At 61.2% G+C, this 24,777-nt stretch carries 20 protein-coding genes and 2 pseudogenes; 13 read left to right on the top strand and 9 right to left on the bottom strand.

Annotated elements, in window-relative coordinates; all coding sequences use genetic code 11:
- The first annotated feature begins 4 nt into the window (after positions 1 to 4).
- From HDG34_RS01565 to HDG34_RS01555, 3 genes are all read left to right on the top strand, one after another.
- Positions 5 to 1,189, top strand: a complete 1,185-nt coding sequence (locus tag HDG34_RS01565) for a CaiB/BaiF CoA-transferase family protein (RefSeq protein ID WP_184057394.1) — start codon at positions 5 to 7, stop codon at positions 1,187 to 1,189.
- A 125-nt stretch (positions 1,190 to 1,314) separates the two neighbouring features.
- Positions 1,315 to 2,145, top strand: a complete 831-nt coding sequence (locus tag HDG34_RS01560; protein ID WP_184057176.1) for a CoA ester lyase — start codon at positions 1,315 to 1,317, stop codon at positions 2,143 to 2,145.
- A 136-nt stretch (positions 2,146 to 2,281) separates the two neighbouring features.
- Entirely contained in the window at positions 2,282 to 3,955 is a 1,674-nt protein-coding gene (locus tag HDG34_RS01555) for an electron transfer flavoprotein-ubiquinone oxidoreductase (RefSeq protein ID WP_184057174.1), read from the top strand.
- Positions 3,956 to 4,421: 466 nt separating this feature from the next.
- On the opposite strand, the gene HDG34_RS40040 is transcribed toward HDG34_RS01555, so the two are convergent.
- The 3 genes from HDG34_RS40040 to HDG34_RS01540 form a co-directional block, all read right to left on the bottom strand.
- Complete coding sequence (locus HDG34_RS40040) at positions 4,422 to 4,544, bottom strand: CoA transferase (RefSeq protein WP_409259235.1); 123 nt, start codon at positions 4,542 to 4,544, stop codon at positions 4,422 to 4,424.
- A 104-nt stretch (positions 4,545 to 4,648) separates the two neighbouring features.
- The gene (locus HDG34_RS01545) at positions 4,649 to 5,809 is read right to left on the bottom strand and encodes an acyl-CoA dehydrogenase family protein (protein WP_184057173.1); all 1,161 of its coding nucleotides are present in this window, start codon (positions 5,807 to 5,809) and stop codon (positions 4,649 to 4,651) included.
- A 29-nt stretch (positions 5,810 to 5,838) separates the two neighbouring features.
- Positions 5,839 to 6,684, bottom strand: coding sequence for a MaoC family dehydratase N-terminal domain-containing protein (locus HDG34_RS01540; RefSeq protein ID WP_184057171.1), 846 nt, complete (start codon positions 6,682 to 6,684; stop codon positions 5,839 to 5,841).
- A gap of 152 nt (positions 6,685 to 6,836) precedes the next feature.
- On the opposite strand from HDG34_RS01540, the gene HDG34_RS01535 reads away from it, so the two are divergent.
- Both HDG34_RS01535 and HDG34_RS01530 read left to right on the top strand, forming a co-directional pair.
- The gene (locus HDG34_RS01535) at positions 6,837 to 7,784 is read left to right on the top strand and encodes a LysR substrate-binding domain-containing protein (RefSeq protein ID WP_184057169.1); all 948 of its coding nucleotides are present in this window, start codon (positions 6,837 to 6,839) and stop codon (positions 7,782 to 7,784) included.
- Between the two features lie 707 nt (positions 7,785 to 8,491).
- Complete coding sequence (locus HDG34_RS01530; RefSeq protein ID WP_260320989.1) at positions 8,492 to 9,682, top strand: acetyl-CoA hydrolase/transferase family protein; 1,191 nt, start codon at positions 8,492 to 8,494, stop codon at positions 9,680 to 9,682.
- A gap of 19 nt (positions 9,683 to 9,701) precedes the next feature.
- On the opposite strand, the pseudogene HDG34_RS38845 reads toward HDG34_RS01530, so the two are convergent.
- A pseudogene (locus tag HDG34_RS38845) lies at positions 9,702 to 9,854 on the bottom strand (acetyl-CoA C-acyltransferase); the annotation flags it as partial.
- Between the two features lie 344 nt (positions 9,855 to 10,198).
- Between HDG34_RS38845 and HDG34_RS01525 the strand changes: the two are divergent.
- The 6 genes and pseudogenes from HDG34_RS01525 to HDG34_RS01500 all read left to right on the top strand — a co-directional run.
- Positions 10,199 to 11,401 (top strand): ABC transporter substrate-binding protein, encoded by a 1,203-nt coding sequence (locus HDG34_RS01525; protein WP_246529973.1) that lies wholly within the window; start codon positions 10,199 to 10,201, stop codon positions 11,399 to 11,401.
- A 13-nt stretch (positions 11,402 to 11,414) separates the two neighbouring features.
- Positions 11,415 to 12,296: a branched-chain amino acid ABC transporter permease gene (locus HDG34_RS01520; RefSeq protein WP_184057163.1), complete on the top strand. Its 882-nt coding sequence runs from the start codon at positions 11,415 to 11,417 to the stop codon at positions 12,294 to 12,296.
- 3 nt (positions 12,297 to 12,299) lie between these two features.
- The gene (locus HDG34_RS01515) at positions 12,300 to 13,292 is read left to right on the top strand and encodes a branched-chain amino acid ABC transporter permease (protein ID WP_184057162.1); all 993 of its coding nucleotides are present in this window, start codon (positions 12,300 to 12,302) and stop codon (positions 13,290 to 13,292) included.
- Positions 13,289 to 14,035 (top strand): ABC transporter ATP-binding protein, encoded by a 747-nt coding sequence (locus HDG34_RS01510; protein ID WP_184057160.1) that lies wholly within the window; start codon positions 13,289 to 13,291, stop codon positions 14,033 to 14,035. Before HDG34_RS01515 ends, HDG34_RS01510 begins: the two co-directional genes overlap by 4 nt.
- A complete protein-coding gene (locus HDG34_RS01505) occupies positions 14,019 to 14,699 on the top strand; it encodes an ABC transporter ATP-binding protein (protein WP_184057158.1) in 681 nt (226 codons plus the stop codon). Before HDG34_RS01510 ends, HDG34_RS01505 begins: the two co-directional genes overlap by 17 nt.
- A 154-nt stretch (positions 14,700 to 14,853) precedes the next feature.
- Positions 14,854 to 14,992 (top strand): annotated as a pseudogene (locus HDG34_RS01500) (IS6 family transposase); the annotation flags it as partial.
- Between the two features lie 28 nt (positions 14,993 to 15,020).
- On the opposite strand, the gene HDG34_RS01495 reads toward HDG34_RS01500, so the two are convergent.
- From HDG34_RS01495 to HDG34_RS01480, 4 genes are all read right to left on the bottom strand, one after another.
- Positions 15,021 to 16,538: an aldehyde dehydrogenase gene (locus tag HDG34_RS01495; protein ID WP_184057156.1), complete on the bottom strand. Its 1,518-nt coding sequence runs from the start codon at positions 16,536 to 16,538 to the stop codon at positions 15,021 to 15,023.
- A gap of 71 nt (positions 16,539 to 16,609) precedes the next feature.
- Positions 16,610 to 17,836 (bottom strand): ABC transporter substrate-binding protein, encoded by a 1,227-nt coding sequence (locus HDG34_RS01490; protein ID WP_184057154.1) that lies wholly within the window; start codon positions 17,834 to 17,836, stop codon positions 16,610 to 16,612.
- Positions 17,833 to 18,363 carry a hypothetical protein gene (locus HDG34_RS01485; RefSeq protein WP_184057152.1) on the bottom strand — a complete coding sequence of 177 codons (531 nt, stop codon included), beginning with the start codon at positions 18,361 to 18,363 and terminating at the stop codon, positions 17,833 to 17,835. Before HDG34_RS01485 ends, HDG34_RS01490 begins: the two co-directional genes overlap by 4 nt.
- A gap of 173 nt (positions 18,364 to 18,536) precedes the next feature.
- Positions 18,537 to 19,733 carry an acetyl-CoA C-acetyltransferase gene (locus HDG34_RS01480; protein WP_184057150.1) on the bottom strand — a complete coding sequence of 399 codons (1,197 nt, stop codon included), beginning with the start codon at positions 19,731 to 19,733 and terminating at the stop codon, positions 18,537 to 18,539.
- Between the two features lie 336 nt (positions 19,734 to 20,069).
- On the opposite strand from HDG34_RS01480, the gene HDG34_RS01475 reads away from it, so the two are divergent.
- On the top strand, positions 20,070 to 22,010 hold the full coding sequence (locus tag HDG34_RS01475) for an AMP-binding protein (RefSeq protein ID WP_260320970.1): 1,941 nt from the start codon (positions 20,070 to 20,072) through the stop codon (positions 22,008 to 22,010).
- A 147-nt stretch (positions 22,011 to 22,157) separates the two neighbouring features.
- On the opposite strand, the gene HDG34_RS01470 is transcribed toward HDG34_RS01475, so the two are convergent.
- Positions 22,158 to 23,075, bottom strand: a complete 918-nt coding sequence (locus HDG34_RS01470) for an alpha/beta fold hydrolase (RefSeq protein WP_184057148.1) — start codon at positions 23,073 to 23,075, stop codon at positions 22,158 to 22,160.
- 473 nt (positions 23,076 to 23,548) lie between these two features.
- Here HDG34_RS01470 and HDG34_RS01465 point away from each other — a divergent pair, with 473 nt between their 5' ends.
- Complete coding sequence (locus HDG34_RS01465) at positions 23,549 to 24,490, top strand: LysR family transcriptional regulator (RefSeq protein WP_184057146.1); 942 nt, start codon at positions 23,549 to 23,551, stop codon at positions 24,488 to 24,490.
- The last annotated feature ends 287 nt before the right edge of the window (positions 24,491 to 24,777 follow it).

The raw sequence follows: 24,777 nt of genomic DNA, 5'->3' as shown, positions 1-24,777 counted from the left end.
AATGATGGCGAAGGTTCTGGAAGGCATTCGTGTTCTCGATTTCGGGCGCTATATCGCCGGCCCGTTCTGCGCGGCCCTGCTTGGGGATTTCGGCGCTGACGTGATCCGGATAGACCGGATCGGCGGCAGCGAGGATCGCTTCGTGATGCCGGTGACCGAGGGCGGCGAAGGGGCAGTCTTTCTGCAGTCGAATCGAAACAAGCGCTCGTTGACGCTAGATATCGATTGCCCACAGGGACGAGAGGTCGCGCAGCGGCTGATTCGCACCGCGGACGTGGTTGTCGCGAACATGCCGCCGAAGACGCTGGCGAACCTTGGCCTCGATTACGAATCCTTGTGTGCGGTCAAGCCGGATATCGTCCTGACGGCGTCGTCCGCATTCGGAACGCACGCGGATGCGGCGCATCGAGTCGGATTCGACGGGGTGGGGCAAGCAATGAGCGGCGCGGTGTATCTGTCAGGCATGCCCAACAACCCGGCGAAAGCGATGGTGCCGGTGGTGGACTTCGCGACCGCCATGTCATGTGCGCTCGGTACGGTCATGGCGCTGTACGAGCGTCGCAAGAGCGGCAAGGGGCAGGTCGTGGAAGGCTCGCTGCTGCAGACGGCATTAACCTTCGCGAGCGGCGTACTAATCGAGGAATCGGTTTTGAGCCTCGATAGGCAAGCAACCGGCAATCGCAGCCCAAGCTATGGGCCATCGGATATCTTCCGTACCGCGGATGGCTGGATCATCGCGCAAGTGATCGGACAATCGTCGTTCAAGCGATGGGCGCACATGGTCGGCGCCCCCGAACTGATCGACGATCCGCGCTTCAGTGACGATGTGAGCCGTGGTGAGAACGGGCAGATATTGAGCGAGATGATGTCGCAGTGGTGCGCGGCACGCAACCGCGCGGAGGCGCTCGACGCGCTGGAGAAGGCCAAGATTCCGGCCGGCCCGGTCTATTCGCCGCGCGAAGCACTCGACGATCCGGTGGTCCGAGCATCGAAGGCATTCGACTGGGTCGATTATCCGGGGCTTTCGCGTTCCGCGCCGATCGTGTTGTCGCCCACCACTTTGTCGCGCACGCCGCCAACGATCGAATCGCGTCCGCCGACGATCGGTGAGCACACGACCGAGGTTCTGCGCGAGGTCGGCTACAGCGATTCGGAGATCGCTGCGCTTCGCGACCTGGGCGTGGCGTAAGCCGATGCGACGAGTGGCGCCGAACATCGCGGCGGCCGCGGCCTGTCGGCGAGCCGTCTTCGCTCGGCGTGCCTCGGTGCATTCCTGCGACCAACTGAACAACCGACGTGCAGCAGGAATTCAAAATGTCGCTTAACTCACCATTTCCGGCGCAGTCTTATCTGTTCGTGCCGGGCAGCCGGCCGGACCGCTTTCAGAGCGCCCTGACGAGCGGCGCCAATGCCGTCATCGTCGATCTGGAAGACGCGGTCGAGGCCGCGGCAAAGGACTCGGCCCGCGCGTCGGTCGCCGCATGGGTGTCGCGCAGCCGTCCTGTGCTACTGCGAATCAATGGCTGGGGTACGCCCTGGTTCGAAGCAGACGCAAAGCTGGCGTCCCTGGATGGCGTGGCGGGCATCGTGCTTCCAAAGACAGAGCACGCGTCCGACGTGGTCAACCTGGTTTCGTTGGCGCGACGCAGGCTACCCGTTTTTCCGCTCATCGAAACGGCTGTCGGCATGTTGTCGGCTATGGAAATTGCCAAGGCGCCCGGCGTGGAACGGCTGATGTTCGGCACGCTCGATTTCATTGCCGAAATGGGCATGCAGGAAGATCGCGAGGCGTTGAATCCGTATCGCGCACAGCTTGCGTTGATCTCGCGCGCTGCGGGGCTGGAGCAACCGGTCGACGGCGTCACGCCCGACATCAACGACGCCGAGCGATTGATCGCCGATGCCACGAACGGAAAGAGAATTGGTTTCGGTGCGAAGCTGTGCATTCATCCGAAGCAGATCGCGGCCGTCCATGGGTGTTATCGACCCGATGAACAGCAACTCGCGTGGGCGAAGCGTGTCGTGGAGGCGATGGCGCAATCCGGCCCCGGCGCGATCACTGTAGACGGAAAAATGGTCGATCGACCGGTCTTGTTGCGCGCCCAACGACTGCTTGCGTCGGCTGCGGGCTCGCTGCAGACGTAATTCGCTCAGGCGCGCGCGCTTTTAAACGCGGATTTGCCGCTATCAACGCAGTGAAAAATGGCCAGCCGTCATGACGCGGCCAGTTTCCCAACGGGACCGGAGTCTGTCGCATTCTCACATTTCTCGAAATCAGCATATGTCTCACCGCAGCATCATCGAGCAGTACGGCCCGCGTGAATCGATGGAATATGACGTCGTGATCGTCGGCGGCGGCCCTGCGGGCCTGTCGGCGGCGATTCGTCTGAAGCAGCGCGCTGCCGAACAAGGCGCTGATATTGGCGTATGCGTACTCGAAAAAGGCTCTGAGATCGGGGCTCATATCCTGTCGGGCGCCGTGATGGACCCGCGCGCGATCACCGAACTGATCCCGGACTGGAAGAAAAAAGGCGCGCCGCTGACAGTCGACGTGACCGAAGACCGCTTCCTGTTCCTGTCGGCAACGGGCGCGAAGAGCGTGCCGACGTGGGCGCTGCCGGACAATTTCAAGAACCACGGCAACTACGTGATCAGCCTCGCGAACGTGACGCGCTGGCTGGGTCAGCAGGCCGAGGCGCTCGGCGTCGAGATATTCCCGGGCTTTCCGGCGGCCGAAGTGCTGTACAACGACGACGGCTCGGTCAAGGGCGTCGCGACCGGCAACCTCGGCATCGGCAAGGACGGCGAACCGACCGAAAACTTCCAGCTCGGCATGGAGCTGCACGCGAAGTACACGCTGTTCTGCGAAGGCGCGCGCGGCCACCTCGGCCGCCAGGTGAACGAGAAGTTCAAGCTGCGCGACGGCGTCGATCCGCAGGTGTACGGCATCGGTATCAAGGAGCTGTGGGAGATCGATCCCGCCAGGCACAAGCCGGGTCTGGTGATGCACACGGCCGGCTGGCCACTCGAAAACGACACGTACGGCGGCTCGTTCCTCTACCACATGGACAACAATCAGGTCGTGGTCGGCTTCGTGGTCGGCCTCGGCTATTCGAATCCGTATCTGTCGCCGTTCGAGGAATTCCAGCGCTACAAGACGCATCCGGCGATCCGCGCGATTCTCGAAGGCGGCAAGCGCGTGTCCTACGGCGCGCGCGCGATCACCGCGGGCGGCCTGATGTCGTTGCCGAAGCTGGTGTTCCCGGGCGGTGCGCTGGTCGGCGACGACGCGGGCTTCCTGAACGCGTCGCGCATCAAGGGTTCGCACGCCGCGATCAAGACCGGCATGCTCGCCGCCGATGCCGCGTTCGACGCCGTGCAGGCCGGCCGTCAGTCGGACGAACTGAGCGCTTACCCGGAAGCGTTCAAGACCTCGTGGCTCTACACGGAGCTGTATCGCGCGCGTAACTTCAAGCAGTGGATGAGCAAGGGTCTCTACCTCGGCACGCTGATGGTCGGTCTCGAGCAGAAGCTGCTCGGCGGCAACGTGCCATGGACGCTGCATCACCAGCATTGGGATCACGAGATGCTGAAGCCGGCGTCGCAGTGCAAGCCGATCACGTATCCGAAGCCGGACGGCAAGCTGACGTTCGATCGCCTCTCTTCGGTGTTCATCTCGAACACGAATCACGAGGAAAACCAGCCGGCGCACCTGACGCTGAAAGATCCAACCGTGCCGGTCAACGTGAACTGGCAGACCTATGCGGGACCGGAGGCGCGTTATTGCCCCGCTGGCGTGTATGAGTTCGTGAAGAACGACGAAGGCAACGAATGGCTCGTGATCAACGCGCAGAACTGCGTGCATTGCAAGACGTGCGACATCAAGGATCCGACGCAGAACATCGTATGGGTCACGCCGGAAGGCGGTGGCGGTCCGAACTATCCGAATATGTAATGCGGTGGGCGCCGCGTCTTCGCGGCGCTTTTCGTCTTTAAGTGTTTGCGCCGCTGTGAGTGGGTAGACGTAGAAATGAGGTTTGCTGAGGCAGCACCGAGTCCAATGGACAGCCATGCAGGGACGCAGCCCGCTTCTTCCGCGCTTCCCCGAACATCGGAGAGGCATAAGCTAGTCAATGCTACACGACGCCCCAGTTGCGCAGCCCGGCAATGCGACTCTCGTCATGCCCAACCCGTGCAGGATCGCATTGGTTTGTTCACCGAGCGCCGCACTGGCGCATCTCCGGCTCATTCCGAGCCGTCAATCGTGGCGGATCGAGGGCCGGCACGCGCGCGCAGTTGATCGGTTCCAGGCAGCGCGCATGTCGTTCACCCGAGCGTTCGCGATACCAGCCTCTTTCAGACGCACAACGACCTCTCCGCGCTCAACTTGGAGACGGCAGTATGGCAGTATGGATCACCGATTAGGGTCGCTGCATTGCGCCGGGCGGGAGATTCCGCACGAGAACGTCCGCCTGCGCGAGCAACTGAAGAACGATGTTCACTGCGTCGGGCTGTTTGACGTCGAGCGTCAGACTCTCATGCAAACGATTGGCCCATACGAAGTGGACGCAAGGCTCGACACGCGTTCAACACAATCGCGCACGAAGTCGCCGGTGATACCTGAAAGGGGACCCATGATGCTTCTCCGTCAGAACGAACGCGGCAAGTCGAGGACGTGTTCCGCCACGTACGACAGGATCAGGTTCGTTGAGATAGGCGCAACCTGATAGAGGCGCGTCTCGCGGAACTTGCGTTCGACGTCGTATTCGCACGCGAAGCCGAAGCCGCCGTGGAACTGCAGACAGGCGTTGGCCGCTTCCCACGATGCATCAGCTGCGAGCAGTTTCGCCATGTTGGCCTGCGTACCGCAAGACTCGTGCGCGTCGTAGCGCCGGGCGGCTTCGAAACGCATTAGGTTCGCTGCCTCGACGTTGACGTAGGCGCGCGCAATTGGAAACTGCACGCCCTGATTCTGGCCGATCGGCCGGCCGAACACGACGCGGTCCTTCACATATTGCGAGACCTTGTCGATGAACCAATAGCCGTCGCCGATACATTCCGCAGCGATCAGCGTGCGTTCCGCGTTCAGACCGTCAAGAATGTACTTGAACCCTTTGCCTTCTTCACCGATCAGGTTTTCCGCCGGGATCTCGAGATTGTCAAAGAACAGTTCATTCGTTTCGTGGTTCACCATGTTCGGAATCGGACGAATGGTGAGCCCTTTGCCAACCGCCTCATGAAGATCGACGAGAAAGATCGACATGCCTTCGCTCTTCTTCTTGACGTCGGCGAGCGGTGTGGTGCGCGCGAGCAGGATCATCATGTCCGAGTGCAGCACGCGCGAGATCCATACCTTCTGTCCGTTGATCACGTAGCGGTCGCCTTTGCGCACCGCCGTCGTCTTGATCTTCGTCGTATCGGTGCCGGTTGTTGGTTCCGTTACGCCCATCGATTGCAGGCGCAACTCGCCCGATGCGATGCGCGGCAGATAGCGCTCCTTCTGCGCGTCCGAGCCGTGGCGTAGCAGCGTGCCCATGTTGTACATCTGTCCGTGGCACGCGCCGGAATTGCCGCCTGAACGGTTGATCTCCTCCATGATGATCGACGCCTCGGTGAGCCCAAGGCCCGAACCGCCATATTCCTGCGGAATCAGCGCCGCGAGCCAGCCGGCCTTCGTCAGCGCGTCAACGAAGGCTTCAGGATAGCCGCGCTCTTCGTCGACCTTGCGGAAGTACTCCGCCGGAAACTGGCTGCACAGGTCGCGAACGGCTTCGCGAAGGTCTTGATATTGATCGGTTGCATGATTCATCGAGTGCATCCCAAAGAAATGATTGAAAATCAGGCGAGCGTCGCACGCGCGGACATCGTGAGCCAGCCTTCGTGATCCTTTGCCCACAGTTCCACCGACTTTCCATCGGGAGACAACTGGCCGCACACCGACAACGAATGGCCGAGAAACGTTGGACGAACCGCCTTGAACGCGTATTCGCGAACGACGGCGTCAGGCAGAGAACGAGAAAGCAGATCGAGCAGCAGCGTCGCAATCAGGGGGCCATGAACGACCAGATCGGGATAGCCTTCAGCGTCGCGCGCATAAATTTTGTCGTAGTGGATGCGATGGCCGTTGAAAGTCAGCGCGGAGTAGCGAAACAGCATTGGCTCGGACGGCAGAATCTCGCGTTGCCAATGCGCGTTAGTGGGAGCTGGTTGCGGGCGTGGCAACGGCGCGCCGGCTTCTGCGGGTTCGCGGTAGACAATGTCCTGTTCTTCGCGAATGACCGCTTGGCCGCTGACTTCGATCACATGCTCGATGGTGACGAACGCGAGCCGGCCACTACGTCCCGCCTTATTCTCGATTGACAATACGCGGGAGGTACGTGCCGCGGCGTCGCCGATTCGTAGCGGGTCGTGGAAGAAAAGACGTCCGCCGGCGGCCATCCTGCGCGGCAACCCGAGGTCGGGAAGAAAGCCGCCGATGCGTGGATGGCCGTCCGCTCCCAGATCGGACTGCTGCGCGACGGACCAAAAATAGAGCCAATGCCAGATGGGCGGAAGTGCGTCGCCGAGATTGAAGCCGGTGTTGCGATCGAGCGTCGCGGCGAGGGCGGTGGCGGGAGCCGGAGAGATCAGATCGTGAGCGACCTGAGTGGCGCCGTCGAGGCGGTTTGCGTGGGATTCGTTCATGGCTGTCTCAATGGCTGCATGCGTGGCTGCATGCGAGCCGCTTTGGAATGGTATTTAGCCGACTGTATGTGAACGGCCGTTGCAACGGAAATACCAATTGAACGTGCCTGCCATAGATGTATCCTATGGCATCACATTTGACCGCCTGCACCATGGACATTCGCCAACTGCGCTATTTCGTCAGCATCGTCGAATATGGGAGCCTCGGCAAAGCGGCGGAAAAGCTCTACGTCGCCCAGCCGTCACTGAGCCATCAGGTCGCGAAGATCGAGGAGGATCTGGGCGTCGCGTTGCTCGTGCGTAGCCCGCAGGGAATGAAGCCTACGCCGGCTGGACAAGCGCTGTATCGGCATGCCAGGCTGGTGCTGCGGCAGATGGATCAGTTACGGCAGGAGGTCAAGGCGGACGCGGGCGTGGAGTCTGGCACGGTTGCGGTTGGGTTTCCCACCACGATGACGTCGTTGCTTGCCACGCCCGTATTCGAGCGAGTCAGAGCGCGCTACCCGGGCATCCACCTGCAATTCTTCGAGAGCATGAGCGGGTACATCAACGAACTGCTGGCGAATGGGCGGCTCGATCTGGCGATTCTCTTTCGCGAATCTAATACGCCCGGCATCACCGCCATGCCGCTATTCGACGAAGAGCTGTACGTGCTCGGCGAACCGGGTGGCGATGTCGCGCCGCGAGCGCGGACCTGCGGCCTTGCGTCTCTCGCCGGCGCATCGCTGGTCGCACCGAGCGTGTCGAACGGGCTGCGTCTGCTGCTCGAACGCGCATTTGCGCGCGAGGAGACACCGCTGAATATCGTTGCCGATATCGATTCGTTGCCGACCCTGTTATCCATCGCTTATTCGGGCGCGGCATGCACCATCCTGCCAGCATCCGCGCTTGCATCACGCGATCTCGCGAGCCGGCCAAAAATGCGCCGAATCGTGGACCCGGAACTCAGTCGGCCAGCCAGCCTGTGCTGGTCGAACACCGCGCCCGTCATGTCGGCGACGCTGGCTGTGCGGCAGATCATCGTGGAAATGATCGTTGAATTGACCGAAAGCGGGGCGTGGACGGGCATTACGTTGCGCCCGCCTGTAGACCCGCATTGATATTGCGAAACGCCTACACGCACCAAAAACGCTTGAACATCGAATGCAGCGCTGTTGCAGGGCGCGTTTATTCAGATCGCTCATCTTGTTCAGCTTTGACTGTCTGGATTGATCCTTAAACTGTTCCTCACTGTTCCGTACAGTGAGAGCGGGATTGGCCCGTCTAATGGAAATCCATAGCTTGCGCGCGAACAATCTCCATGCCGAACGTTGCGGTTCGGCGACGACGCGTCCTTAGTTTGGGCCGTGGCGCGTGCGTTGATCGGAACGCATGATGCGCACTTTTGGTTTTTCGTCAAAGTACGGAACAGTCATGGAAGCCGCGTTGACGCTCGAATAGGGCGATGATGCAATGGGCTTAACGTGCTTCGGCAAACCTGGCGATGATGGAATCGCGATTGGTGAGCAGACGATTCTGAGCGGACGGCTTGGAATGTAGTGATCGGCAGGGTGGGGAAGTTTTATTTGTAATTAGCTAATCATAGTAAATACGAGAAAAACTCTTCACCGGTCGGCCGGCAGCGTGCTGTTGCTGAAAATAACCATACCGGGTCATTGCCCGGAGGAGACGAAATGAGACGAGTGACACCTGCGCTCGGTCCCGCATGAACTCCGCGGAACTCACCCTGTTGGAAGGATCGAATGCAACTGCATCGGTCGGCCGTGGTCTGGATCTCTCCAGCCTGATCCGCCCCGGCGACACGGTGATGTGGGGGCAGTCGCATGCCGAGCCCGTTACGCTGATGCGTGCGCTCGTCGCACAGCGGGATCGGCTGCGGCGCATCCGCATCTTTCTCGGCATCGGCCTCGCCGATGTGTTGACTCCCGAGCATGCCGACGCGTTCGATTTTCTCGCGTATTGTGGCAGCGGGTCTAACCGCAAGCTGGCGCGCGCGGGCGTACTCGACATTCTTCCCGCTCATTATTCGCAGCTTCCGGGGTTGATTCGAAGCGGCGCGCTGCGTATTGACGTCGTGATGCTGCAGGTGTCGCCGCCGGACGAGCACGGACGCTATAGCCTCGGACTGGCGCGCGAATACCTCGTCGAAGCGGTGAAGAACGCCCGCGCCATCATCGCCGAAGCTCATCCCGATGTGCCGTGGACATATGGCGAGCCATACCTGCAGGCGTCCGACATCGATCTTCTGATTGAATCGGACGTTCCGTTTCCGGCCGGACCGGCTTCCGTCCCCGGTCCTGTGGAGCTGGCGATTGGCCAACATGTGGCGACCCTCGTGGAAGACGGCGCCACATTGCAAACAGGCATTGGAGCAATTCCCGACGCGGTGCTTGCGCAACTCCGAAACAAACACGACCTCGGCGTCCATACCGGCAGCATCGGAGACGGCATCGCGGAACTCTGCGAAGCGGGCGTCATCACGAATGCGCGGAAGACCATCGACGAGGGGATCACCGTCGGCGGAGTTGTCATCGGTTCCGAACGCGTTCGCCGCTTCGCGCACTGCAATCGTGCGCTAGCGCTGCGCGGCACGGAATACACGCACAACCCGGACGTGTTGCGCAGGATCGACCGGTTCGTCGCGATCAATTCGGCCGTGGAAGTGGATCTGACTGGGCAGGTGAACGCCGAGGTTGCGGCGGGCACCTATGTAGGGGCGGTCGGCGGCATCGGCGATTTTCTTCGCGCGGCGCAGTTCAGCCATGGAGGCGTGCCGATCATCGCTCTGCCGTCGACGGCGGGCCGCCACAGCCGGATCGTGGTGCAGCTTTCGGGGCCGGTCACCATACCGCGAGGCGATGCGTGCGTGATCGTCACCGAATACGGCGTCGCGGATTTGCGAGGTCTCTCGCTTCGCCAACGTATTCCGAAGCTGATCGCCCTTGCGCATCCCGATCACCGGGAGCGGCTGGAACGAGAAGCGCGGACAAATCGTTGAGAAGCACTGCAAATGAGCTCGGGCCGATGTCCATCTTCGACGGCTCCCACCCGTCGACCTCCCATCCGACGAGATGACGGAGCGGCACGCACTCGAGTTCGTCCAGCTTGTCCTCGGCGACGATCAGGCAAGCCGCGGCGGCGGTGTTCTGCTGACTGGCGTTGTCCGCCGTCGCCCGAAACAGGTCGCGCATCACCTCGACAAGCGTCTTGGTTAGCCATTCCGACCCAATGCGCTCCACCTCGTGAGCCGACTGCAAAGACGTGCCTTTCAAAATCATGCGACGCGTGATCGGCCGCGTCTACTGTAGCTTGCCGCTGAGTGATCTGTCGTCGCAGGGCAACCCGACGTCTCTCCACAAGATCTGCACGGTGGTTCGTAAGTTGGGAGAACGCGGCTTCAGCAAGCTGAGCGCTGTTCCATCTAGTTCCGTTGTACGGAATATTCAAGCGGCAGTTGCGAGAGGCGAAAGAGTTGGATGGTCCAATAGATTCACAATACAAGGAGACACTCGTGATGCGCCTCATAGCAGCTGCCGTTGCCATTCTATCTTCCTCCCTCGCGCTCGCACAAACGGGGGGAGAACCAATCAAGATCGCCGCTTCCTTCGACCTGAGCGGACCGGCCGCCAGCTATGGGCAGATGGCCCAGAACGGCGCGCAGTTTGCCGTGGAGGTGTTGAATAAGCGCGGCGGCGTGCTAGGCCACCCCGTAGTCCTCAATATTCAGGATAACGGAACGAACCCTCAGCGCGCGGTAAGCCAGGCGACCGCAATGGTACGCGATGGCGCCGTGTTCCTGATCGCCCCGCAGATTTCGGCAAGCACCCTGGCGGTGAGCAAGACTGTATCGGCGAAAATGAAAGTGCCAATGTGCGTGTCGGTGTCGCGCACCGTTGATACGACGATGAAGGACTTCCAGCCCTACATCTTCTCAGTGGTGCCCAATCAGTACATGGCTCTCCGCGCGGTGGCCATTCGCGTCGCAAAGCAGGGCCACAAGCGCGTCGCCCTCATCAGCAACGATAGCGCCGGCGGACGAAGTTCGGTGGAGCAGTTGATCGGCTTCCTCAAGGAAGAGAATCCGCAAATTCAGGTTGTAGCGGAGGAGTACACGCCCCTTGGGCTGCAGGACTTCACCGCGACGCTGAATAAGGTGGCTGCAGCGAAACCGGACTGGGTGTTCTCCGGCCATTTCGGCTCGGATGTGATAACCCTGTCCAAACAGGGCAAGGCCATGGGGTTTTTCAAGCCGGGGCAGTTCTTCACCTTGTACGACTCGGAGACCCTGAAGTCGCTCGGCGCGGATGCAGTGCTCGGGTCCGAGGGCTACGCGGCGGCGCCGATGAATTACATGACGAAGATGGGCCCGGAATCGCGCGATTTCGTCGAACGATACAAGGCGCGATATGGCCAATATCCAGGGGACGACGCCAGCATGACTTACGACTGCGTCATGACTTGGGCGCAGGCGACAACTATGGCGAAGTCAACCAAAGCGGATGACGTGATGAAGTCTATCGTCTCAAACGAATTCGACTCCACTCGTGGCAAGTTCCGTTTCGGCAAGATCGATCACATGGGTGAGGTTCCCACTTTCATTGGCAAGGTCGTGGACAGCAAGGAATTTGCCCAACCTGTCCTTGAAGTCGAGGAGGCTATCCCGGGCTCATTGTCACGCGCCCCGGATGCGGTAATCCTGAAATCCCGGCAACAGTAGGAGGTGCCACAACATGAACTGGCAACTGCTAGCCGCGCAGGTGGTAGCGGGCGTCGCCAATGGCGCGCTGTATTTTCTCGTGGCTTCGGGCCTTACGTTGCTGTGGGGCGCACTGGGCGTAGTGAACATGGCTCATGGCTCCTTCTTCATGCTGGCGGCGTTCGGCGCCGCCGCCTGTATTCGCCTCTGGGGCCCGGAATTCGGCTTGCTCGCTGCTCTGGTAATCGTTCCCGCACTGGTGGCGCTGCTCGCTGTCGGCCTGGAGACCACGCTGTTCCGTCGCGTGTACGGCTATGGTCTTTGGGGCCAGTTGTTGCTGACTTTCGGCCTGTTGCTGGTTATCAACAACCTGGTACGTATCGTGTTCGGTGCGCAGGCCCTCTCGATGTCACCCCCACGGCTGCTGTCGGGATCCGTCGAGTTTGCGGGGATCCGCCTGGCGACCTATCAGCTGGCCATGTTGGTCGTGACCGCCGCGGTGGCGTGGTACCTCTGGCGGGTCCTGAACAAGAGCCGCACCGGACGTCTGATCCGGGCCGCCGTTGATGATCCGCAGATGCTGGAGGGAGTCGGGGTGGATGTGCGGCGGCTTCGAACGAAGGTGATGGCGATAGCCGCCTTGCTCGCAGGCATCGCGGGCGTCATCGCGGTGCCCCGCGGCGCGATCAATCTGCAGTTGGATGTACAGATGATCGTGATCGCGTTCGCGGTAATTGTCATTGGCGGTCTCGGCGCGGTCTGGGGCAGCCTCGCGGCAGCCGTCCTGATTGGGGTGGCGGAAACGGTGTCTACCCTATTCATGAAAACCGGCGGCGAGATGGTGATTTTCGCCGTAATGGTTGTCGTGTTGTTGGTGCGGCCGACCGGTTTCCGCACCATTGTTGGCAGGGAGTAAGCCATGGAACGATTCACTCCCGCCCGCTTCTGGACACTTCTTGTAATTTGCGCCGTCCTTGCGCTTGCGCCCCTGATCCTCCCAGCTTCGCTCTTGCCGGAGGCCACTCGCGTGGTGATCCTGGCGGGTACGGCAATGAGCTTGAACGTGCTCGTAGGTTCGACGGGATTGATTTCGTTAGGGCAAGGCATGTTCCTGGGGTTGGGCGCATATATCGTGTCGGTCGGCACTCTGAAATTTGGGTTGGGGTTCTGGTCCGCAGCGGCACTGGCGCTTGGCATCTCTGTCCCGATGTCACTGTTGACCGCCTTAGTCACGCTGCGGGCTCGGCACCTTTTCTTCGGCCTCCTTACGCTCGGGTTAGGGCAGGTTGCATTTGTGTATGTAGCGAGCAGCTACACGCTAACGGGTGGGGACGATGGTCTCATCGGTGTGCCGATACCATCATGGCTGGATGGTGACATCGCGCATCACTATGCGAGCGTCTGCGTCCTGTTGGTGGTCTGCTTACTGCTCCTGCGACTACTGGCCTCGCCCTTCGGCGTAATGCTTGGGGCGGTACGCGACAACAGGGACCGGGTTGCCGCAATCGGCGCCAACCCGAAGCTGTATGAAATCGCAGCCATGGTCATCGCTAGTGTGCTCGGAACGCTGTTCGGGGTGGTCTGGGTGCTCGCTGAAGGAAGCGTGGAGCCGAGCATCGTGTCCTGGATGACGAGTGCCATATTGCTCAACATGGTCGCGATCGGAGGGCGCACCTGGTTCTTCGGACCGTTGCTCGGTGCGGTGTTGTTGGAGGCTTCTCGCGCAGCGGTGCAGGTGCACTCGGCGCACTCCGATCTGGTGGTGGGCGGCGTGGTAATTCTGTGTGCCTTGCTCTGCCCGGAAGGAATCGGATCGCTTTTCAAGAAGATCGTGTGGTCGAGATCACGGCAACCCCTGGCCAAGCCGGATCCGGCGGCAGCACGGCAGCCGCTGGCTGGAGAACAGCGATGAGCGCCGTACTCGAAGCGTCGAACCTGTGCAAGTCCTTCGGCGATTTCACTGCGGTGGACGGGGTTTCGCTGACCGTGCACACGGGGGAAGCGGTCGCCATCATCGGGCCTAACGGGGCGGGAAAAAGCAGCCTCTTCGATCTACTCACCGGGCGCAAGATGCCGGATGCGGGCGAGATACACCTCTTTGGAAAGCCGGTTACCCGGCAACCGCCGTGGCGGCGGGTGAAGCAGGGGCTCGGTCGCTCCTTCCAGCTCAGCAGCTTATTCCCGGCGTACTCCGCGCGTGAGAATGTGCAGGTCGCGCTGATGGCCGCGAACAGCCTGAGTTGGAATGTGTTCCTGCTCGCAACAAAAACGCTGCGTGCGGAAGCCGATGACTTGCTCGATCGTGTCGGGCTGTCGGCAAAGGCACACGTGCGCGCCGGCGAACTGTCGCACGGCGATCTGCGCACCTTGGACCTGGCCGTGGCCTTGGCAACACGGCCCAAAGTCCTGCTGCTGGACGAACCCACCGCAGGAATGGGCCGGGAGGAGTCACGCGAGTGTCTCGCCCAGATCCGCGCAATCACCAGGCGGGAGAAAATTCCGATCGCCTTCGTGGAGCACGACATGGACGTAGTGTTTTCATTTGCCACTCGAGTGATTGTGCTCGTGGCAGGCAAGGTTCTGATTGACGCGCCGCCCGAGCGCGTGCGCGCGGACGAGCGCGTGAAGGAGGCGTATTTTGGCGAAGACTTCTGAGGAGGTCCTGCGCGTTGAAGCGCTGGAAGCGGGATACGGCTCCGTACGGGTAATTCGCAATGCAGCGATCGCCGTGCATGCCGGCGAGGTGGTCGGGCTGCTTGGAAGAAACGGCGCGGGTAAGACGACCTTTATCAACGCGATTGCCGGTCTACTGGCCTGCGCGAGCGGAAGTATCGTGCTCGCAGGAAGGGAGGTGTCTGAGTTGCCGGCGCATCGCCGCGTGGGAGCGGGCGTCACTATCGTCCCTAGCGGTGGGCGGCTGTTCAAGTCGCTGACAGTGGAAGAGAATCTCGCCATCGGCGTGCCGCATCCCGACCTGCAAAAAGTCAGCGAGATCTTTGCGCTCTTTCCCGAGCTCTTGCGCCTGCGGTCAAGATATGCCGGCAAGCTGTCCGGCGGCGAGCGCCAGATGGTCGCCATCGGGCGCGCCTTGATGCTCAACCCCAAGCTGCTGCTAATGGATGAGCCGAGCGAAGGCCTGGCACCGATCGTGGTGCTGCGCCTTGCCGAGTCGATCAAAGCCTTGCAGGCCAGAGGCGTTGGCATCCTCGTTGCCGAGCAGAATGTCAAATTCACCGACCTGGTCTGTCAGCGCTGGTACGGAATCGACAAAGGCGCGATCACTGACAGACAACCGGCGGCAATGCTGCCCCGCGCCTGATTCCATCTGCACTCGGGTGTGTTAATCAGCCATCACATTGCTGCTGCGACACAAATGCCCCTCGGCAATCATTGTTATGGGGAAACCGATTCAGGCCACTGTGCAACCTCCACATCTCGCTCGCGTCACTGCATTTCGCATGATTCCATTGTTTGAGGCCATCAACGCGAGGCGTGAATCACCGATCAAGATTCGCCAGAACAAGTTTCTGCAACGTTGTCGAGCAAGATCATCCGGCGATCAAGCGACGCACTCGGCCCGTGGTTAGCTTCCAGACTTTTCGTTGTGCCCGGCATACTGTCAGAACCAAATGCGTGCTTCTTATTCGGTCCATGTGTACAGATTCGGGAACTGGCCGCTCGTGCTGATGACCGTCGTCCTCGTCTCGAGGTACGGATCGAGTGCATGGATGCCGTTCTCGCGGCCCCAGCCGCTGACTTTGAATCCCCCGTAGGGCGTCGACCAGCGCAGGAACGAGTACGTATTGACCCACACCATGCCCGCCTCGATACGGTTCGATACGCGATGTGCGCGTCCGACGTCGCGTGTCCACAGACCGGCGGTGAGACCGTATGGCGTGTCGTTCGCAATCGCGATCGCTTCGTCCTCGCCATCGAATGGAATCAGCGACGCAACGGGGCCAAAAATTTCGTCGCGGGCGATTCGCATCTGGTTCGTCACGCCGGCGAACACGGTGGGTTCGACGAAGTATCCGGGTGCAAGGGCCGGCGTAAGGACACGGCTGCCGCCCGTGATCAGCTCGGCGCCGTCCTGCTTGCCGAACTCGATGTACGAGAGAGTCTTCCGGAGCTGCTCTTCATGCGCCTGCGGGCCCATATGGTTGGTATCGACCGATGGTAGACCGACACGCACGGACTTTGCACGCGTGCGGAACGCGTCGACAACGCGGTCGTAGATCGGGCGCTCGACGAGTACGCGTGAACCGAGCGCACAACTCTGTCCGGTCAGGCGCCACGCCGATGCTGTCGCGGCATTGATCGCATTGTCGAGATCGGCGTCGGCAAAGATAATATGCGGCGCCTTGCCGCCGAGTTCGAACGTGAAGCGCTTCAGATTCTCGGCGCCGTCGCGCACCATGTGTTTCGCGGTCTGGCTCGCGCCGGTAAAGGAAATCTTGTTGACGTCCGGATGCTTGACGAGATGCGCGCCCGCCGTCCGTCCGAAACCCGGCACGACATTGAACACGCCGGGCGGAATGCCGGCTTCGTGCATCAGACGCGCGAGCTCCAGCGCTGAAACGGGCGTCTGCTCGGCGGGCTTGACCACGACCGCGCAGCCGGCCGCTAACGCCGCGCCGATCTTGAGGCAGGTCGCAAGCAGCGGTGCATTCCAAGGAATGATCGCGCCGACTACGCCGATCGGCACACGCGTCGTAAACGCGTGCACGCTGTCGTCGATCGGGATTGTGGTGCCCTGCGCTTTGTCCGCGAGCGACGCGAACCACTGATACCACTGGACCTGTGCAGTGAGGCTTGCCCGGTGTTCGCGCACCAGATTGCCGTTGTCGCGCGATTCGATGACCGCCAGCTCGGGGATCGCCGCGCTGAAGAGATCGGCGAAGCGGCGCAGCAAGGCCGCCCTTTCGTGACCGGGCATCCGGCGCCACGGGCCGTTGAACGCTTGCCGCGCCGCGGCGACCGCGCGGTCGATGTCCTGCGGGCCGCCCATCGGTGCAACGGCCCACGGCTTGCCGGTGGCGGGATCGATGCTCTCGATGAGTTCACCGTCGAGCGGCTTCACCCATTCGCCGTCGATGTACAGATGTTCGTAGCGCTGCAGCGATGTGTCGCTTGCGGGGGCGAATGATTGGTTCGACATTCGATGCTCCGGGAAAGGTGCTGTTTGGTTCGGAAGATTGCCTTGCGCATCGGGAGAAGAGCCGCGCAGATCTATTTGCGGGCTTCCTCGACAACCGCCTTCGACGGACGCGTGATGCTAGCGGCCACCACCTCGTCGATATCGAGCACCGGCTGACCATATTGGGCGCTCTTGACCATTTTGCCGATGTAGACCGGCACTTCGGCTTCGTGATCGTACTGACCGAAGCGGACCTTCCCGCGCAGCAAGTCGAAGGCGTTCGTTTCGATCGCCCGCATGACCGCATCGGCTTGCGTCGATTTCGCGGTAGTGACTGCCTGCGCCCAAGTCATCACGCAGTCATAGCCGACGCTTGCCCAATCCGACGGATAGTTGCCTGTATGGGCTTTGAACTGCGAGACGAAATCCTTCGCCTGCGGCGTTTTCTCCAGATAGTTGAATGGCGCATATTGATAGGCTTCTGTGCCGAGCGGCGCGTCGTCGCCGAGGATCTTCAGTGTGTTCGCATCGACCACCGTCATGAAGTGATTGTTGATCTGCTTGAAGAAGCCCAGTGCGTTGGCCTGTTTCGAAAACGTGACGAGGTCCGCGCCGTAGATCTGGGCCCACACATAGTCGGGCTTCGCCGCGAGGATCTTGTTGATGCTCGCGGTGTAGTCGATTGCGCCGAGTTTCGGATATTCCTCGACGACGATCTGTGCCTGCGGGTTCATCTCTTTGAGGAACGCCTTGAACCGTGTAGCGGCCGAACGTCCGCCCGCGTAGTCGGGCACGAGCAGCGCGTAGCGCTTGTACGACTGTTTCGCGAGCCGCGTGGTGACGGCGCGCATCAGCATGTAGGTCGTTGGCGCCATCGAAAAGACGTAGGGCTGATAGTCCTTCATCGTGATCTCCTCGGCGGCCGAGATGGCGACACACATCGGCACCTTCAGCTTCCCGGAGACCATTTTGCTGACGGCGATAGTGCTGCCCGAACTGGTCGGCGAGAGCAATAGAGCCGCGCCCGGCTGGACGAGCGCGCTGGCCTGGTTGATTGCACGTTGCGGATTGGTGCCGTTGTCCTGCTTGTCGAATGTGACCGGTTGTCCGAGTACCCCACCATGTTTGTTCAGACTGTCGATCGCGAACTGAATCCCGGCAAGCGACTGTTCGCCGAGGTCGGAAGCGGGGCCACTGAGATCGAGCGAGCCGACGATTCTTACCGGCATCGCGTCTTGCGCACATGACATGGTGCTCGACAGGGCGAGCAGGAGGCCGGCAAGTGATATGCCGGCGCGGAGAAATGAAAGTCGCTTCATTGCGATGTCTCCTCGTGTTGGTTTGTGATCTGTTGTAAGTCCGTTAGATGCGCGAGGACAATCTCGGTGAATCGATCGTTCCACGCCTTGAAATTGAAGCAATGCCGGTCTGCCGCAGACGTACGCTCACCTCGGGTCACAAACCTAACAACTGATAGATTGACATACGATTCAACGCATCGATCCGTGCGGGAAATCGGGTCGGCATACCCAGACACATGCTTCACTCGCACCGACACCGAAGCGAGCGACGAACAGTTCGTATCGGCGCGTCCGCAGAGTGCGGTGAAGAGGCTCCGCAGGCAGATGACAACCACCAGAATATTGCGTCGATCGAAGACATCGACCAGTCGGCCGACAACGGGCGCCGCCAGCATATAGGCGGAGACGAGTGCGATGCCCTGGACCGGACTCCACTGGGGTGCCGGAGATCGGCAGCGAATGCCGAATCGGATCGACCAGAAGACTAAGCAGTTGACGATTGATGTATGCCAGCGAATACGAGAAAGTGAGAAGCGCGAGCACATACGATGAGCTGCTGCGGTCGATCTATATCAGCCGGGCTATCTGAATTTAAATAGGAAATCGAATCAAAGGCGAGCTGAAAACCAAGACGCGGGCAGATGAATGTCCGAATCCTGCGACGCGACGGATATCCACTCGCGCCGCAGGCTGGAGCAGTAAATTCTCCAGTTGTGGGTCACGCTGTCTCGAACAACGCGGCCAGACCCTGACCACCGCCGATGCACATCGTCTCGAGACCGTAACGTGCTCCACGCCGCTTCAACTCATACAGCAACGTCGCCATCATCCGCACACCCGTTGCGCCGATTGGATGGCCGAGTGAAATACCCGAGCCGTTCACGTTCAGGCGTTCGCGGTCGTCCCAATTCCAGCCCTTCAGCACAGCGAGCGCTTGCGCAGCGAACGCTTCGTTCAGTTCAACGAGATCGACGCGATCGAACGAAAAGCCGGTGCGGGCGAACAGGCGTTCGACGGCAGGAACCGGGCCGATGCCCATCTTCGACGGCTCGCACCCGGCGGCCGCCCATCCGACGAGATAACCGAGCGGCGCCAACTCGAATTCGTCCAGCTTGTCCTCCGCGACGATCAGGCAAGCCGCGGCGGCGTCGTTCTGCTGGCTCGCGTTACCCGCCGTCGTGATGCCGTCCTTCATGAGCGGCTTGAGCTTGGCAAGCGTATCTGACGTCGTATCGGGGCGAATGCCTTCATCGCGCGAGAACATTACCGGTTCCCCCTTTTTATGGGGAACGGCGATCGGCACGACTTCGTCATTGAACTTGCCCGTTTCCCATGCGGCGGCGGCGCGCTCGTGACTACGAGCGGCAAAGCTGTCGGCCTCGGCACGCGAGATACCGTATTCACGCGCGAGGTTCTCCGCCGTTTCGACCATGCCCGAGATATAGCCGAAACGTTCCTCCGGCTGCGAGCGTTCGCGGCCGCGTTCGAGGCGGTCGTGAAAGCGCGCCGAACCGGAGCGCTTGCCCCAGCGCATGTCGGTCGTGTAGTACTCAATGTTGCTCATGCTTTCGACGCCGCCGGCCAGCACCACATCCGCCGCGCCGCTCTGAACCATCATCGCGGCGGTGGCGATGGCCTGCAACCCGCCGCCGCAACGACGATCGAGCTGCATTCCAGGCACGCTGATCGGCAGACCTGCGTTCAGCGCCGCCCATCGACCGATGCAGGGCGTTTCGCTGTTTGCATACGATTGCGCGAACACGACATCGTCGATACGCGACGGATCTATTTTCGCGCGCGCGAGTGTGGCCTTGATGACCGCATCCGTCAGGCCTTCTACCGGGATGTTGCGCAGGGATCCGCCGAACGTACCCACCGGGGTTCGAACGGGTGCAACAATAGCTGCTCGTCTCATGAAAATGTCCTTCTGCGTTGTAAGTGGCATGCGTGCGATTGGATATGGCGAGGCATGTCGAATGTTTGTTCACATTGCGGGGCGTGCTAACTGAGCGTCAACGCGGGCCCAGAAAGATTTCCGTACTTCGATACGACGACGGTCCCGAGGACGGTGAAACCGGAAGCAAACATACGGCTCATGCAGGTACGGAGCGCATTTTTGCGCAGGCTCCCGTCATTCCGTTGCACGGAACACGCCGATTCGCCGCGTTGACTTGGCAACGCGGGCGGATCACGATGGACAAGACAATGATCAGGCCGATTCCCGGCTTTACCTTACCCGCCTGGAACTTCAATGAGTGAACATAGGATGAATGTGTGGAGACCAACGGCCGACGATATCGCAACGTCGAATGTCACTGCACTGATCGAGCGTCTAGGACTCGAGGACTACGACGAACTGTTGGCCTTCTCGAACGCCCAACCCGAACACTATTGGCGAACCGTCGTCGATTTCTGTGGGATCGTATGGGACGTCGATTACCACACGTATGCCGATCTCTCCGCGGGCAAGGAGTTTCCGAAGTGGTTCCGCGGCGGACAACTGAACTGGGTCAAGACTGCCCTGAAGTGGGCGGACGATCCAGCCACCGTGCAACAGGACGCAGTCGTCGCCGAGCGGGAAGACGGCTCGATTCAGCGCGTGACCTACGGTGAGTTGGCGCAGCGAGTCGCATCGTTCGCGGCAGGCCTGAAGGCGCATGGCGTGAAACGTGGCGATCGCATTGGCTTGCTGATGGAGAACGGCGTCGAGGCGACTGTTACGTTGCTGGGCATTGCGTGGGTTGGCGCGGTTGCGGTGCCGCTCTTCAGCGGGTTTGGCGTCGACGCGATCGTGTCGCGGCTGTCGTCATGTTCCGCACGCTTATTGATCGCCACGACGGGCTTCTCGCGTCGCGGCAAGTGGGTCGATACGCGCAAGCTGGTCGACGAAGCGTTGACGCGCTTGCCGGATATCGACACTGTTATCTGGAAACGCGTGGCAGAGTCGATCCATTTCGACGCAAAGGTGCTCGACTGGCGCGAGGTCGCCGACGCGCAACCGGACCCGGAAGTCGAGCGGATGTCGCCTGAAGACCCGTTCATGGTGATCTACACATCCGGAACGACGGGCAAGCCCAAAGGGGCGGTGCATACGCACGGCGGCTTCCCGCTGAAGATCGCGCACGACTCGGCCGTGCATTTCAACGTCAAGCAGGGCGACGTGTTTTGCTGGCCCGCCGACATGGGCTGGATTGCCGGCTCGCTTGTGATGTCGAGCGCGTTGCTGCGCGGTGCGACACTAGTCTGCTATGACGGCGCACCCGACTTTCCGGACTGGTCGCGTATGTCGCGTCTGATCGAGCGTCATCGCATTACGCATTTCGGTTCGGCGCCAACATTGATCCGCGGTCTCGCGGCCAACGCCGGGATCGCCATGCAAGGCGATGTGTCTACAGTGCAGTTGCTGATCACCGCCGGTGAGGGCATCGATCCGGAGCATTTCGTCTGGTTTCAGGAAGCGTTCGGCTCGGGGCGCCGCCCCGTCATCAACTACACGGGCGGCACTGAAGTATCGGGCGCGTTGCTCGCGAGCGTCGTCGTCAGACCGATCGTGCCGAGCGGATTCAACACGGCGTCTCCATCGGTGGAGGTCGACGTCGTCGGGCCGACCGGGGAATCGCTGGTCGACCGCATCGGCGAGTTGTCGGTGCATGCACCGTTCGTCGGCATGACGCAATCGTTCTGGCAGGACAACGAGCGCTACCTCGATTCGTACTGGAGAACGATTCCAGGCATCTGGGTGCACGGCGATCTGGCGATGCACCGCGAAGACGGACACTGGTTCATGCTCGGCCGATCCGATGACACGATCAAACTGGCCGGCAAGCGAGTCGGCCCGGCCGAGATCGAAGAGGTGCTGCTTGAACTGCCAGAGATTGCCGAAGCAGCGGCGATCGGCGTCGACGATGCCGTCAAGGGGCAGAAGCTCGTCGTGTTCGTCATCCAGACGGCAGGATCGCACGTGTCACAGGTTGCACTTGAACAAAGTCTCGCCAAGCATGTCGACGGCAGGCTTGGGCGGCCGTTCCGTCCATCCGCGGTGCATGTGGTCGCGCAACTGCCGAAGACGCGCAGTTCGAAGATCATGCGGCGCGTGATTCGCAGCGTTTATGCGGGACAGCCTCCGGGAGACTTGTCGTCGCTCGATAACCCGGGTGCGCTGGATGACATTCGTCGTGCCGCGGGGCGTTGAGTTGCGTTGGGCGCTGCGCTGATCGCGGTGCTCGGGCCGGCAGCGGCAGCGCTTGCTGTTGCCGGTCTGGTTGAGGAAAGGGCAGCGCGGGGCCGGCAGCGTTGCTGTTCGGATCAGAAGCGCGTCGTTCCTTGGGCCGCCACGGACCTATGCAGCGAAGCCGGGCACGTTGTTAGGATTGTCCGAAAGCGAGGCAACCGGAACATTGCGTGCGAGGAATTGAACGGCCGCCTTTCCGAATACGTCGTTGCGGTCTCCTGCCACCATATGTCCGGCTTCCGCGACGTTCACGTATTCCGAGTGCGGGCAGAGTTCGAGGAATTCGCGCACACCCGCTTCACTGACGACATCGGAACTGCCGCCGCGCACCAGCAACGTTGGCAGCGTCAGTTGGCGCGCGCAAGCCGCCAACCGCTCGTGACGCGTGCGCAGATCGATGGTGCCGGCGAGGAATCTCGGATCCCAATGCCACCGGTAACGTCCGTCGTCACAGAAGCGGACGTTCTTGGACAGGCCGTCGAGATTTCGCGGGCGCGCTTGAGTCGGGCGATATTGACCGATCGCGTCGGCGACTTCCTCGAGCGAGCCGAATCCGTCGGGACTTTGCTGCATGAACGTGTGAATTCGGGCGACGCCGGCGGGCTCGGTATAAGGCACGATATCGACGAGGATCAACGCGCTGGTGTCGATCTGGCGCTCTCCGGTTGCAACGAGGCTAGTGCCGCCGCCCAGCGAGGCGCCGACGAGCACGGGGCGTCTTGCGCCGAGCGCCGCTACGACACACGTGAGATCGCGCACCAGTGCGTCCTGGCTGTAGTCGCCGTCGCGAGCCCAGTCGGAATCCCCGTGCCCGCGGGCATCGTAGGCTACGGCACAATAGCCGGTCTTGCCGAGCAATTCGCCGGTTCCGCCCCACGCGTGGCGGGTCTGGCCGCCACCATGCAGCAAGACGACGAGTGGGCCATCGGCATGACCCCACGTGTCGCCCGCGAGCCGGACGCCACCGGAACCTTTCCATATGTGCATCGGCTCCGGGGTGCCGGGAAGGCGGTTTCCTGCTTTCATCGTGATCCTCATGGTTGGGTGGGTACGGCATGTGGCTAGCGTGCGGCGGCCGGACGTCTTGCTGAACGGCGCGAACGGACAGGCTGCTGGCCTGCGAACGAAGATGCCGAGACGGGCGGCATTCTCCGCGCCCTCGTCAAACTTCGCCGGTGGCAGCAAATGTGTCAACTTAGACGATCGCGTTGTTCCGTACTTTGATAGAACGAGGGCGGTCGTTGATCGAGTATCGCGCTGGGTTCGGCGGATGGCAGTTACTGGCCGCGCGGCACGAGCCGTTCGCTGGACACGTCCCGGGCGCTCAGGTAGTTTCTCCGCACTTCGTCGAGTCCCGTCTTAGGCGGCACCGACGAGATCGCGGTCGATACGTATCGGTGACCGCGCTGCTGCAACCCCGCGACAGGTCTCGCTCGGGACCTTCGGAAGCCTCGCCACGTGACGGAGTGCGAGGCGAATTCATCGCAGGAAAAGGATCAATGGACACGCTACACATGATGCGGATATTTGTTCGCATCGCAGAAGAGGGCAGCTTCACGGAGGCAGCTCAACGTCTGAATATCACCAACGCCAATGCGTCGCGGTCGATCGCGCAACTGGAGGCGCATCTGCGCACGCGCTTGCTCAACCGCAGCACGCGCCGCGTCGCGCTCACCGAGGCGGGGCAGCGCTATCTGGAACGATGCGAGCGAATTCTCGCCTATGTCGAGGAGGCCGAGGCCGAAGCCGCGGATGCGCATGCCCGGCCTTCCGGAAAGTTGCACGTGCACGCGACGTCGAGTTTCGGCCAGACATACGTGTTACCCGCGGTTATGCGCTATCGGGAACAGAATCCCGCGGTATCGGTCGAGTTGACGTTATCGCAGCACGTGCCGGACCTCCTCGACGAGGGCTATGACGTCTCGCTTCAATTGAGCATGACGGATTTGCCCGACTCGGGGTTTGTATCGCATCGACTCGGCGACTTGCCCAGCGTGCTCTGCGCCGCGCCGGCCTATCTGAGCAAACATGGCACGCCGCACTCGGTGGAGGAGCTTCGCGGGCACGCTTGTCTGCAGATCGTCGCATCCGTGTTTCCGCGTGATCGCTGGCATTTGGAGGGACCCAATGGCCGGGAAACGTTTGAATTTCCGCCGGCAGATTTTCAGGTGAACGCGATCGATGCTCTGAGTGTTGCGCTGAGGGCGGGCGTCGGCATCGGCTCGCTTCCCATGGCGACGGCGATGCCGGCGCTGCGCAGTGGTGCGCTGGTTCGCGTGCTGCCCGACTATCAGTTGCAGAATCTGACCGCGTACGTCCTGTATGCGTCGCGCCAGTACCTCGACGCGAAGATCGGGACATTCGTCCATTTCCTCCGGGAAGCCGTTCCGCAGGCGCTCGCGGCCGACAAGACGGCATTGTGCATGTACGGCAAGCAATAGTCCGATGCATCGGCAGGTCGGTCGTTCTAGGGGCGCGGCTGTCGCCTCCGCGGTCGGCCATTTCGACAGCTGGCTTGCATGGCAAAAGTAAGATATAGGCGGCGCTGTTCGACGACCTGCTCACAAGGATTCTTGCGGGGAGATGGCGATATTGCGCGGTGCAGGGTGTTCGTTCTCAGCCGCATCAATTCCGGTTAGACTTGGTTCAATCGGAAGAACGGCACATTGGAAAGCGTCGCGGATCAGCTCTGCACGATGTTCTTCGAGGGCGTTAAGCCTGCTACCAA

Source organism: Paraburkholderia sp. HC6.4b (assembly GCF_014200875.1).
GTDB classification, from domain to species: Bacteria; Pseudomonadota; Gammaproteobacteria; order Burkholderiales; family Burkholderiaceae; genus Paraburkholderia; species Paraburkholderia tuberum.
This window is presented reverse-complemented; position numbering and strand designations above follow the sequence as displayed.

Excerpts from the sequence above, each read along its gene's own strand:
- HDG34_RS01470 (WP_184057148.1), bottom strand. The coding sequence starts at position 23,075 with ATGAAAGCAGGAAACCGCCTTCCCGGCACCCCGGAGCCGATGCACATA.
- HDG34_RS01555 (WP_184057174.1), top strand. The coding sequence starts at position 2,282 with ATGTCTCACCGCAGCATCATCGAGCAGTACGGCCCGCGTGAATCGATG.
- HDG34_RS01475 (WP_260320970.1), top strand. The coding sequence starts at position 20,070 with ATGAGTGAACATAGGATGAATGTGTGGAGACCAACGGCCGACGATATC.
- HDG34_RS01530 (WP_260320989.1), top strand. The coding sequence starts at position 8,492 with ATGTGGGGGCAGTCGCATGCCGAGCCCGTTACGCTGATGCGTGCGCTC.
- HDG34_RS01520 (WP_184057163.1), top strand. The coding sequence starts at position 11,415 with ATGAACTGGCAACTGCTAGCCGCGCAGGTGGTAGCGGGCGTCGCCAAT.
- HDG34_RS01480 (WP_184057150.1), bottom strand. The coding sequence starts at position 19,733 with ATGAGACGAGCAGCTATTGTTGCACCCGTTCGAACCCCGGTGGGTACG.
- HDG34_RS01545 (WP_184057173.1), bottom strand. The coding sequence starts at position 5,809 with ATGAATCATGCAACCGATCAATATCAAGACCTTCGCGAAGCCGTTCGC.
- HDG34_RS01565 (WP_184057394.1), top strand. The coding sequence starts at position 5 with ATGGCGAAGGTTCTGGAAGGCATTCGTGTTCTCGATTTCGGGCGCTAT.
- HDG34_RS01490 (WP_184057154.1), bottom strand. The coding sequence starts at position 17,836 with ATGAAGCGACTTTCATTTCTCCGCGCCGGCATATCACTTGCCGGCCTC.
- HDG34_RS01535 (WP_184057169.1), top strand. The coding sequence starts at position 6,837 with ATGGACATTCGCCAACTGCGCTATTTCGTCAGCATCGTCGAATATGGG.
- HDG34_RS01515 (WP_184057162.1), top strand. The coding sequence starts at position 12,300 with ATGGAACGATTCACTCCCGCCCGCTTCTGGACACTTCTTGTAATTTGC.
- HDG34_RS01510 (WP_184057160.1), top strand. The coding sequence starts at position 13,289 with ATGAGCGCCGTACTCGAAGCGTCGAACCTGTGCAAGTCCTTCGGCGAT.
- HDG34_RS01540 (WP_184057171.1), bottom strand. The coding sequence starts at position 6,684 with ATGAACGAATCCCACGCAAACCGCCTCGACGGCGCCACTCAGGTCGCT.
- HDG34_RS01525 (WP_246529973.1), top strand. The coding sequence starts at position 10,199 with ATGCGCCTCATAGCAGCTGCCGTTGCCATTCTATCTTCCTCCCTCGCG.
- HDG34_RS01485 (WP_184057152.1), bottom strand. The coding sequence starts at position 18,363 with ATGTGCTCGCGCTTCTCACTTTCTCGTATTCGCTGGCATACATCAATC.
- HDG34_RS01465 (WP_184057146.1), top strand. The coding sequence starts at position 23,549 with ATGGACACGCTACACATGATGCGGATATTTGTTCGCATCGCAGAAGAG.
- HDG34_RS01495 (WP_184057156.1), bottom strand. The coding sequence starts at position 16,538 with ATGTCGAACCAATCATTCGCCCCCGCAAGCGACACATCGCTGCAGCGC.
- HDG34_RS01560 (WP_184057176.1), top strand. The coding sequence starts at position 1,315 with ATGTCGCTTAACTCACCATTTCCGGCGCAGTCTTATCTGTTCGTGCCG.